Genomic DNA, 10064 nt, shown 5'->3' on the forward strand with positions numbered 1-10064 from the left:
GAGATCCTAACTCCGGTGGCTCTTTCACGCTGCGGAGGTTGTCGACGCCTGGTATTCGGTTCAAAGGTCAGGGTCGTCGAACAGGATCTCTTGTGATACCCGCTCAATTTCGGCGTCTCCGCCCGGGCCGATGAGAATCACCATGTTGTCTCCGTCACGTCGCGCGCTGGGTACGAGGATGCCTCCATGGCCGAGCCACGCGATCGCGCCTCCGATGCGTTGGCATGCGGTGAAGTCATCGGAGGCGATGTCGGCCATCGTCAAGCCGACGGATGCGAGTGACGCAGGGTCTGTGAGGTCGACGACCTGGTCTACCTCGACTGCCAGTTCGTACAGCACGCGACGCCGGAAGATCCGCCGCGGCTGCACATGAATCATGTGGTCGCCCTCCGCGATGGCGGTCTCGCGTTCGAGCGCGGCGTAAATGGCGCCCACGCCCGGCGGGTTCCATCGGGCACCGCCGGTGTTGATGCGTTCTGGGGCGTATTCGTTGAACATGTGCCGCCAGACGCGACCGCGCCATTCCCTCGTCGGTAGTTCCTCCAAGGCGGTGAGGAAGGCGCGGTCGTAGGTCGGCATGGTTAGACGAATGCTCCGTCTCGCAACTGGTCCAGCAGTGCGAGGACGTCCTCGGCACCGCCGGCCTGTATCCGGTCAGCTGGCGATTGGCCGCCGAGCAGTCGGTGTCGGCTGAATAGCCACAGTCGGGCTTCCTCGGGGTCGTAGAACTCGCTGAGCTGGTCGGTGAGCCATTCGAGGGTGAGCAGCTGCTGCAGCTTGCCCGAGTGCGGATCGACTTTTCCTTGCTGCCATCGCGAGATCGTCTGCGGGGTGGTGTCCAGCAGCTGAGCGATCTCCTTGCTTTGAACTCCGGCGTTCGCCTTGATGGAATCCAGGCGCGCCGCTACTGCGCTTGCCATGGTGTGCTCTCTTCTCTCGTTATTCCTTCCATTGTGGTTCAGGCGCTGGGGCGTACACGCAGCCGGCGGCCGGCGGCCGGGGCGCTGATCGTGAACTCGGAATGCTGCTCCAGGTCGGCACCCAAGGTGCCGCGCCAGGAGTCGAGGCGCCTGCGTACCGAGGCCAGTGACGGCTCGAGCTCTGCGGCGCGCATCGCCCGGTCGGAGGCGGGGCGTAGAAAATTCTCCATGTAGTAACCGGGGCGTAGCGACGACGGCATCGAGGACAGCTGAGCGACCTCGCGGGCGCGCTGTCGGAGGAAGTGCTGGCGGGGGTTAGTGACCATGTCCACCCAGCCGCGGGGACAACACGTGCTGTCCTGGCAGCCGTGCAGCGCTTTCATGCCTCGTTTGCCCATGAGCTCCCGCGCCTTGTCTGTTTCAACGAACGCGCCCAACTGGTGCAGGTACACCCGCGGCGCCGGTGCGAACGAGCGCGCATCCGGCTTCGGGGGCCGCAGCACTCCGTCGAGGTTCACCGTGTCGGTGAACGTCACGCCCGATTCGATCCCGCCGACCGCACCGAAGGCGAGGAGTGCTACGCCGACGCTGCCGCTGTGCTCAGCGACGACCGGGATGCCGAGAGCATGCAGCTGCCGGCATAGCTGGAGGTATCGCTTGAGCACGAGCGGGCCGCTCTTGGTTGTCCCGAACGGGTGCAGCCGCAGCCATACTCCGTCGATCGGGAGGAGCCGGAGGTGCTCGAGGAGCTGCGCCATGACCATCGGGTTCATCAGCGTCGAGGTGCGCACCATCACCGGGTAGTAGATCAGCGCACTCGTCATCTCGAGCTCATTGAGGTTCTGCCGCAAGCGCCGCGTCAATGACGCGTCGATGGTCCACCACGGCGACTCCGCCGCGCTGAGAAAATGCGTCGGCGCGAGGATGGCGCTCACTTGCGCCTCCGCCGCGTACTCGGACAGGCTCCGCACCAGTCGCCCGCCTTCCGCTCCGGACAGGCTCAGCGGCGAATGCATCCCGTCCGCGGCCGCCCACGGGAGGTCGGGCACGCCATGCATCGCGTAGCCGCCTGGTGCGGACAACTCCAGGCTCTTGCTGTCCAAGATCGTCTCTACTCCGGCGGCACGAGCGTGCCCGACAAGCGGCAATTGCCGATCAGCGTGCAGCGGGTTGATCACCAGACCGGTACCACTCCCCCGCCCCTCGGCTAGCGCCTGCGCGATCACCGTGTGGTCGTTGTAGCCCGGACGGATGAAGTTCCCCAACGGCTCCGGCGCGGGTCGCAGCTTCCGGGGCGTCACAGCAGTCACCATCTCGATCAACCTCCTCTCGACAAGATTAGCACCGCCGTGCACGAATCAATGAACATTTTGATTAGCACCTTGATAAACTCGGGCGAAAGGAAGAAGGAGGCATCATGCCGAACAACAACCGTCGAGACGTCTCGCCCAACTCCGGCAATGGGTGGAAGGTCACCAAACCGGGCGCGAGCCGCCCCACCGCCACTGCCCCCACCCAGGGAGCGGCCGAACGCATTGCTAAGAAGCAGACCTCGGACGCTGGCGGCGGCCAGGTCTATATCCACACCCCCAAAGGCGTCATCCGCGACGCCGACACCGTGAAGCCCGGGAACGAGTCCCCGCGCAAGGACACCCGGCACTAGCTCGGGGTGGGCGCCGGAAAGATGGTCAGCTTCTCTGACAGCGGAACCGTACTGCCTTGCGGACGGCCGCGGGGTGGCGGATACTAGATGAGCGGACCCGCCCCACACACGTGGATAAGCGGGTCTTGCTGTTTAACCGCTAGACCCGCTTCGGGCCGCCGTTGACGTCCTTGCCGAGCAGGTAGTCCTCGTACCAGGTCCACCCGAACTCGTTGCCCGAGTGGCGGTTCAGGTGCGTGAACGCGCTGTAGGCCACCAGGTCGGCCATCTGCACCCACTGCGACCGCCGGGAGTCGTGCATCATCGGGTCCTCGATCAGATGCCTCGTGTCCAGCGACAACGACCGGTGCGCGTTGAAGTAAGTCGGATCGTCGCCGTTGCCGTCCATGCTGACGAAGGCGTAGCTGTCCGCAGCGCGATGCTCCGCGTTCCACCCCTCGATGAGCGTCTGATACACCTGGCCACGCTCCTCGTAGTACGTGCGCTCGGTCGCCGCGGTGCCCCGCCAGACCGCGCCGACCCGGATGTCCGGGCACGCGGCCAGTGTCTCGAGGCACTGAACCGCGACCGCGCGGCCCAGCGTCTTCCACTCCGCGGTGTCCGCCCCGGAGCTGGTCGAGATGCGGGTGCGCCCGTTGACGAACTTGGTCGCGTGCAGCTCCACCGCCGGCGGCACGTGGTGGTCCCGGTACAGCTGCTTGCGCAGCTCCAGGATGGTGCGCAGGCCGTGCCGCCACCGCTCGGGGGCGACCTCGATCCAGCCGTACACGATGAGCCCGTGGTCGACGGCGCCGGAGTCGTCGACGTAGAGCATGCGGGAGATGGTCATTGCTGTTCCTTCTTCGGGCGAACTGCCGTGGCGCGGGCGTCGCGTTTGAGTCGCTTTCTGCGTTCCTTCGCGGCGCGGTTCTGGAGCGCCTGACGTGACTGGTGCCCGTAGGGTCCGGTCAGCGAGTACCACATCCGCACGGTGCGGCCATGGGCGGCCAGCGGCGCCTTCACGACCTCCGCGCGGCGGTGCAGGATCCCGAGCTTCTGCAGTTCGGTGAGCCCGTTCTGCGCCGACTTCGGCTTGATCCCATACCATTCCTCGGCGTTGTCGTAGGTCAGCCACACCTCGTCCTTGCCCTGGGTCTCTTTCGCGACCAGCAGCAGCATGACCAGCGCCGGCAGCGACAGCTTCGCGAACAGCTCCTCCGTCCAGAATTGGTCGGGCAGGGAGAAGTAGGCGTTCCACCGGTCCCGGCGGCCGCCAGGGAGCTCGTAGTCGGCGCCGCCGTCCTCGCGGCGCGGCACAGGCCGGATCAGCCGGCCCTCGCGCTTGTCGCCCTTGTCCACCAGGCCGAGGTCGACGAGCTCCGCCCAGGACCGCGAGAGCGTCGACGGCGACCAGGTGGGCGCGCCCTTCGCGGTGAGCGCGCGAATCCACACCGCGCCCTCCAGCGGGTCGCGGCGGCCCTGGAGCCACGGCCAGCAGGTGAGCAGCATGATGTAGAGCAACAATGGGCGGTGCTTGCGCTCGTGAAGCATCCGTGCGAGCGTCGAAGCACGCGGGCCGCCACGGTCAGGCAGCTGCACCAGCACGTGCCGCAGCTGCGTGTAGCCGCGGGCCGACAGTCGAGTGAACTCGGCCCGCGTATCTTCCGGCGACGCGGAAGCCAATTCCAGATCCATGACCCTGATCAAACCATAGGGCTGAAATCGCGATCCCGGAAACGGCGTCCTCTCACTTGCGGCGCGACTCCAGATAATGCGACTCGCCGTGCGATGCTCCGATGCGATGTCCCGTGCGACGCGCTGCGAGTCACCCTTCCCCGATCCCGCCCACGGCGGCTCGGCATGCAGCGCGGGGAACTCACCATCACCAAGTCGCGCCGAGGATCACACCAGCGGCACTTCTCGCATCCAGAACCTCCTCGCCCCACCCGATAGCTGATGATCCAGCCCCCTCCGCTGGCGGCGTCAAGGGCGCGGAGCGTCGCTGTACGATGCCCGACCGGACACCCTTGACACCGCCACCGAGGGGCCACAATTAGCCGAATACGGGGTGGGGAGAGAAGAAGAGCGGGGATCTACCCCCGCATGTCCGGGAACCAGCCCGTCGGCGGTGCTGTGTACGGCAGCGGCTCGCCGGGCTCGCACGAATCCGTGCAGCGGGCGAACGGCCCATCCGGGCTCAGCAGGATCGGCATGTGGTGATCGGCGTGCTCGGCCCACCAGGTGCTCGATCCGGTCGCGGGGTCCTGCCGCAGATGCTCCCACGCGCGCCACAGGCCCTCGATCCGGGCCACCGCCTCCGGGAACCGCCACCATTCGGCCGCCCACCGGTAGCGGGCGTTACCGCCCCCCACGGGGCGGGTGTACATGTGCCGCAGGTACTCGCGCACGAACTCGTCGACGGAGCCGTAGACCAGCTCAGGAGCCTCGTCGACGGCGGCATCCGGCTCGTCGCCCTCGCGGAAGGCGTCCAGCGCATCGCTCACGGCTCCGGCTCCGTCCGGGCTGTGTTGATCCACTTGTCGGAGACGTCCTCGGCCACCGCCACCGCCGGTGTCGGCGCCACGGGCGCGTCGACCGTCTGGGAGGGATCATGCACGGCGATCGACGCGCGCAGCGCGGCCGCGTGCGGGCCGCTCATCCACGGCACCGTCTCTACCAGCGTCGCCGGCGCGCCCGACGCGAACACGACCGCACGGCCCCGAGGCAGCGCCCCGAGGTCGGCAATGTCCAGGGTCCGTTCACGCTGGATGCCGTGCGACGTCGACCGGGAGCCGCGGCCGACGCTCGTCGACGTGGTGCGGCGGTCGTAATCACCGATCATCTGCGACAGCTCGTTCAGGAACTCGGGCTCCTTCACACCACCGCCGTACACGGCGACGTTCGACGCGCTCCACAGCTTCCGCATCCCGTCACGCCCCCAGACCTGCACGCCCTGGGACCACGACTGCAGGATGGTCATGAGCACGATCCCGCGGGAGCCGTAGTGGCTGTACAAGTCAGGAAGGTCATGCCAACGGCACACGTTGGCCGCCTCGTCGAGCACACCCAGCATCGGAGTCTGGAGACGGCCGCCCGGTTGCGTGGTCGCATACTCCTCCGCGGCCTCGACCGTGGCCGCCGTCAGAGCGGTCACCAACGGTCCAGCCGTGCCGCGGCCCTCCTTGGAGAGGCTGTAGAGCGTGTCGGTGCCGCGCACGAAACCGTGCGGGTCGAACTGCGGCCGCGGGTCCGCGCTGCCTTGCGGGGTGACCCACTGCGCGATCGCGCGGACTTTCAAGCACGACGCCATCTGCGCGGCCGTGCCGTACACGCTGTCACGGCGACGGGACTCGCCGTTGACCTGCCCCGACACGGAGTCGGCCATTTGGTCGTACCCATGCCGGCGGAGGATGCGCACCGGCTCGTCGTCGCCGGGCACGGTAGTCCAGGTGAACGCCGTGGTGATCGGCAGGTGCTCGAGCGCGGCCGCCAGCAGGAAGCCGGCGAGAAGATCCTGCCCCGCGTTGTCGAAGTACGCGTCCCCGCGGCTGTCGCCGGCGCGGGAACCGGACGCGAAGTGCGCGGCCAGCTTCGCGGCCTTCACATCGTCGGTGACGTACGAGAGCGGGTTCCACCACCAGGTCGGCGGCTCCAGGGCGATGTTCTGCGGATCGAACGCCCACACGCGGCCCTTGCTCGCGCGCAGATCCCTCGTCGCGTCGAGCACATCGCGCTTGTTCGACGTGGTGAGCACCGCCCCCGGAGCGTCAGCGATCGCCGGAATGACGTACGCCGTGGACTTACCCACGCGCGGGCCGGCGACGAGGGTGATCATGTCCTCCGGGGAGGCGTAGAGCCGCTGACGGCCGGCCACGGTGATCCCGATGAGCACACCGACCCAGCCTTGCACGCCGAGCCGCTGCGCGGTCTGCCGGGCGCCCGCGGCCGACAGGGACCGCAGCTGCTTGCCCTTGCCCATGTGGGCGGCGGCGGAGTCGACGACGCTGCGACGTCGACGAGCTCGCGCGATCGCCACCCCGATCAGCACAGCCAGGACGACCATAACGACGCCGAGGACCGCGAGAATCCACGTGGCCGACGCCGGCCATGTCACCGTGCCGCGCAACACGCCGAAGAACACCTCGAACGGGTCAGCGGTGCGCCCCTGGTTCACCCCGTCGAGCTGGGAGCCGAGCGCGACGGCCGCCCACACGCTCCCGAGCAGAACGAATGCCGCGACGACCGTGACCAGCATCGCGATCGTGGAACCGTCGATGCCCTGGCCGCGCTTGTTGGTGGCGCTCATGCCGCCCCGTCCTCCGCCTCGACGGGAGCGGCCCCGTCGACCTCCACCGCGAACTCGTGAGCGGCGTGCTCGGCATCGTCGAGCCCGATCATCGGGTTCGACTCGTCCGGGTCAGGGAACGCCGCGGTGGCATGCCACAGCTTGTTGGTGTCGTTGATCGCACGTTCGGCCTCGACCAGCTCGACCTTGATGGGGATACCGGGGTGCCCGCCGACCTTGATGAGGAACTTCCCGCGGCCCGGCGGCTCCGACCCGGGGCCCGCGTCCCAGGTGCCGGGGTCCTGCCAGGAGGTGAGGAGCTCCTGTTCGGCGCGGGAGAGCGGCACAGCGCTCGTGAGCATGTGCATCTCCGCGCCCGGCAGCCCACCGCACACGACCATGCCGGCGCGTTCGACGAAGCCGCGGGCCTTCATCCGGTCCTCATCGGTGGGGAGGGCGAGAAGGTCGCTCATGGTGTGCGAAATCATCGCCAAGCCCACGCCGCGCTGCCGGTTCAGACGGGTCAACGCGTCCACCCGGTCGACCATGCCGCGGCCGGCGCGCAGCGCCCGCCACAGCTCGTCGAGGATCACGAAGTAGTGCCTGCGCGGCTCCAGCCCGGCATCCGCGAGGGCGTTGGCCACGTTCACGGTGCCGAAACCCGCCGACCAGCAGGCCAGCAGGATCGCGGCCTGCATGTCGGTGTCGGAATCGTCGATCGAGGAGACGTCGTAGACCACGGGACGGTCCCGCGTCATCGGCACGTCCGTGGCGTGCGCGAACGTCTCCCCGAGGCGGCCGCCGGAAGTGAGGCTGATCAGCGACGCCTCCAGGTTCTCGGTGATCGCCTTGTAGCGGTTGTCGTCCCCACGGTCCAGCGCGACATCGCGGACCTCCTGGGGTGCGTCCTGGATCACGCGCAGCAGATCCCCGAGCACCGGCACACCGTCGTGCCGTTCGTCCAGGACCCGCAGGGCGCGGTCGATGATCGACTCCTCCCGGTCAGTGGGTGGCTCCTTGCGGAGGATCGTCAGCAGCGCCGCCACCATCGTGTGCCGGCGCCCGTGGGCGTCCGCGAGGACCTGGGCGCGCTCCTTCTCCTTCCCCGCCTTCCGCAGCCGCTCCGCGGCCTCGAACGCTTCCCCGGGGTCGAGGATGTTCAGATGCCCGCGGCCGCGGCCGAGGGTGATGACCTGGCCGCCGAGCGCGCGGATCATGTCCACGTAGTCGGGCTTCAAGTCTCCGAGCACCAGCGGCAGGGTGCCCAGCCCCGCCAGGCCCGCCGCGGTGCGGCGGGTGTAGGTCGACTTGCCCAGGCCCGGGAGGCCGAGCACGAACACGGACGGGTTCGAGATGAGGTCGGCGTCCTGGAACCAGCTGATCGGGTCGGCGCACACCGTCGCGCCGGTGAACAGCTGGAGCCCCATCGGCACGCCGATCATCGGCGTGCCCGTGCCGACCGAGAACGGGTGCAGCCCGCACACCTGCACCGTGGTACCGCGCCACTCCTCGACCGGATCGACGACGTTCGCCTCGCCGCGGCCGCGGCCGCGGCCGAGCCAGCCGCGCGGGCCCGGCCGGCGTATCTCCGGCTTCTTCTCCCGCTCCGGCCGAGGAGCCCGCTCGGCCGGAAGCTCGCGGGGCTTGCGCTTCTGGGAGCGGCGCCGGCGGGTCTCGTCGATCGCCGGCATTACAGCTGCTCCCTGACCTCGTTCGGCACCCGCAGATGCTTCGGAAGCACCAGCCCGAGCGGCAGCGCGGCGGCGAAGGCCGAATCTTGGGAGCCGTGCACGACCCGCAGCCGGACCCGCGCCGTGGCGGACAGGTTGTCGATCGCCGCTCGGGCGTCGGCCTCCTGCGAGGCATCGAGCACCGTCGCGGTGACGAGCATGCCGAATTGGACCAGGCCGGCGCCGCTGGCCTCCTCCGCGGCGGTAGCCATAGCGGCGCGGGCGGCGGTCATGTTCCGGGCGGTCGGCTTGTTCGACGTGGTGAGGTTGAAGCTCGCCGCGCGCACGTCCGACTCGACGATCGCGGCCGCCTTCGCCGCGTCGATCGGCCGGTACAGCAGAGTGATCCGTTTGCGGGCCACATCGCGGTGCGGAGCCAGCAGCCGCGACAGGATGCTCGAGGGCACGTTGCCGCGCGGGGCGCCGCTCATCATCCACGTCACCGACACGGCGGAGTCGTGCCGGTAGGTGTCCCACCCGGCCTGATGCGCGGTCGGACCCACCTCCGGCCAGTACAGCTCCGGCGGCTCGCCCGCCGCGTTCGCCTCGTCGATCAGCCGCGCCGCGGCCGGATCGTAAGCGATGCGGATGACCTCGCACAGCTGTTGAGCGCTCAGCGGCCGCGAGGTGCCCGCTCCCGTCGCGGTGAGACCCTGCGTGATGCCCGGCAGCCGGGACGCCAGCTCGCGGCCCATCTCGTCCGGGGTGCGCTTGCGGCCGCCCGAGCGGGCCGCGGCGTGGAACGTGATCGCGACGTACGCCTTGATCGTGGCCGACCCGGCCGGGTAGCGGTCCACCAAGTCGCCCAAGAGGCGCTTGGCGAACTCCGGTGCGTTCTCGTCGATGCGGCTGGTCACCTCGCGGCGCAGCCGCGTGCCCGTGTCAGGAGCCGTCTCGATCGTGACCGACACGGCCTCGATGCCGGGCTCATCGCCCAAGCTCGCCAGCCACATGCCCCACTCGGCCACCCAGGCGTCGATCTGCTCCCGGTCGACGAGAGCCGCGCCGTCCGGCTCGGTGCCAATCACGACCGTGTAGTGCGACGTCGCCGGCACCTGCACCAGCGCAAACGGGCGGTTGTACGAATCCCGCCACTCCGTCAGGCGGGACCCCGCAGCCAGGCCCGGCAACTGCGCCGTGCCCCACTCGGCGCGGCCGAGAGGGCCGGAACGGTACAGGTTTGCGCCCTTCGCTTTCGTGAACATCCATCCCACCCTCGTCGTGGCCCGCATCAGCAGGCTCTGCCCGTGCTTGTCCTTCGCCGCCACCGTCAAGAGGAACAGGCCAAAGATGACACCCGTGATGACGCCGTTGACGATGTTCGAAAACATCGTGACCAGCACCGCGAACCCGGCACCGACGAACAAGATCGCCGTGCCGAGGGCACTCAGGCCCAGCAGGCCGGCGGTCTTAGGTTTCGTCCAGTTGCCGTAGCTGCGAGGCGCGTTCTCAGCGGCCTCCGTCGTCGTGGTGATCGTCATAAGGAA

The 10064-nt window shown here is 68.7% G+C and carries 10 protein-coding genes; 1 reads left to right on the plus strand and 9 read right to left on the minus strand.

Annotation, left to right across the window (positions count from 1 at the left end; translation table 11 throughout):
* Positions 1-60 precede the first annotated feature (60 nt).
* Genes AC3WLZ_RS18320 through AC3WLZ_RS18330 form a run of 3 tightly spaced genes read right to left on the minus strand, consistent with a single transcriptional unit; the run spans position 61 to position 2233 of the window.
* The gene (locus tag AC3WLZ_RS18320) at positions 61-579 is read right to left on the minus strand and encodes an RES family NAD+ phosphorylase (RefSeq protein ID WP_492471042.1); all 519 of its coding nucleotides are present in this window, start codon (positions 577-579) and stop codon (positions 61-63) included.
* Between the two features lie 2 nt (positions 580-581).
* Positions 582-920, minus strand: a complete 339-nt coding sequence (locus AC3WLZ_RS18325) for an antitoxin Xre/MbcA/ParS toxin-binding domain-containing protein (protein ID WP_260024165.1) — start codon at positions 918-920, stop codon at positions 582-584.
* Positions 921-958: 38 nt separating this feature from the next.
* Positions 959-2233, minus strand: coding sequence for a hypothetical protein (locus tag AC3WLZ_RS18330; RefSeq protein WP_492471043.1), 1275 nt, complete (start codon positions 2231-2233; stop codon positions 959-961).
* A 104-nt stretch (positions 2234-2337) separates the two neighbouring features.
* On the opposite strand from AC3WLZ_RS18330, the gene AC3WLZ_RS18335 reads away from it, so the two are divergent.
* Positions 2338-2583, plus strand: a complete 246-nt coding sequence (locus AC3WLZ_RS18335; RefSeq protein WP_260024161.1) for a DUF2188 domain-containing protein — start codon at positions 2338-2340, stop codon at positions 2581-2583.
* Between the two features lie 139 nt (positions 2584-2722).
* Here AC3WLZ_RS18335 and AC3WLZ_RS18340 read toward each other — a convergent pair whose 3' ends face one another.
* The 6 genes from AC3WLZ_RS18340 to AC3WLZ_RS18365 form a co-directional block, all read right to left on the minus strand.
* Positions 2723-3412, minus strand: a complete 690-nt coding sequence (locus tag AC3WLZ_RS18340; protein WP_492471044.1) for a DUF3800 domain-containing protein — start codon at positions 3410-3412, stop codon at positions 2723-2725.
* Positions 3409-4257 (minus strand): hypothetical protein, encoded by an 849-nt coding sequence (locus tag AC3WLZ_RS18345; RefSeq protein ID WP_260024158.1) that lies wholly within the window; start codon positions 4255-4257, stop codon positions 3409-3411. Before AC3WLZ_RS18345 ends, AC3WLZ_RS18340 begins: the two co-directional genes overlap by 4 nt.
* 398 nt (positions 4258-4655) lie before the next feature.
* Positions 4656-5066: a DUF4913 domain-containing protein gene (locus AC3WLZ_RS18350; RefSeq protein WP_492471045.1), complete on the minus strand. Its 411-nt coding sequence runs from the start codon at positions 5064-5066 to the stop codon at positions 4656-4658.
* The gene (locus AC3WLZ_RS18355) at positions 5063-6868 is read right to left on the minus strand and encodes a type IV secretory system conjugative DNA transfer family protein (protein ID WP_492471046.1); all 1806 of its coding nucleotides are present in this window, start codon (positions 6866-6868) and stop codon (positions 5063-5065) included. The genes AC3WLZ_RS18350 and AC3WLZ_RS18355 overlap by 4 nt, the downstream gene beginning before the upstream one ends.
* A complete protein-coding gene (locus tag AC3WLZ_RS18360) occupies positions 6865-8538 on the minus strand; it encodes a putative type IV secretion/conjugal transfer ATPase (protein ID WP_492471047.1) in 1674 nt (557 codons plus the stop codon). The genes AC3WLZ_RS18355 and AC3WLZ_RS18360 overlap by 4 nt, the downstream gene beginning before the upstream one ends.
* The gene (locus AC3WLZ_RS18365; protein ID WP_492471048.1) at positions 8538-10058 is read right to left on the minus strand and encodes an SCO6880 family protein; all 1521 of its coding nucleotides are present in this window, start codon (positions 10056-10058) and stop codon (positions 8538-8540) included. The genes AC3WLZ_RS18360 and AC3WLZ_RS18365 overlap by 1 nt, the downstream gene beginning before the upstream one ends.
* Positions 10059-10064 lie beyond the last annotated feature (6 nt).

This window comes from Microbacterium sp. FW305-3-2-15-F-LB2, from assembly GCF_058787255.1.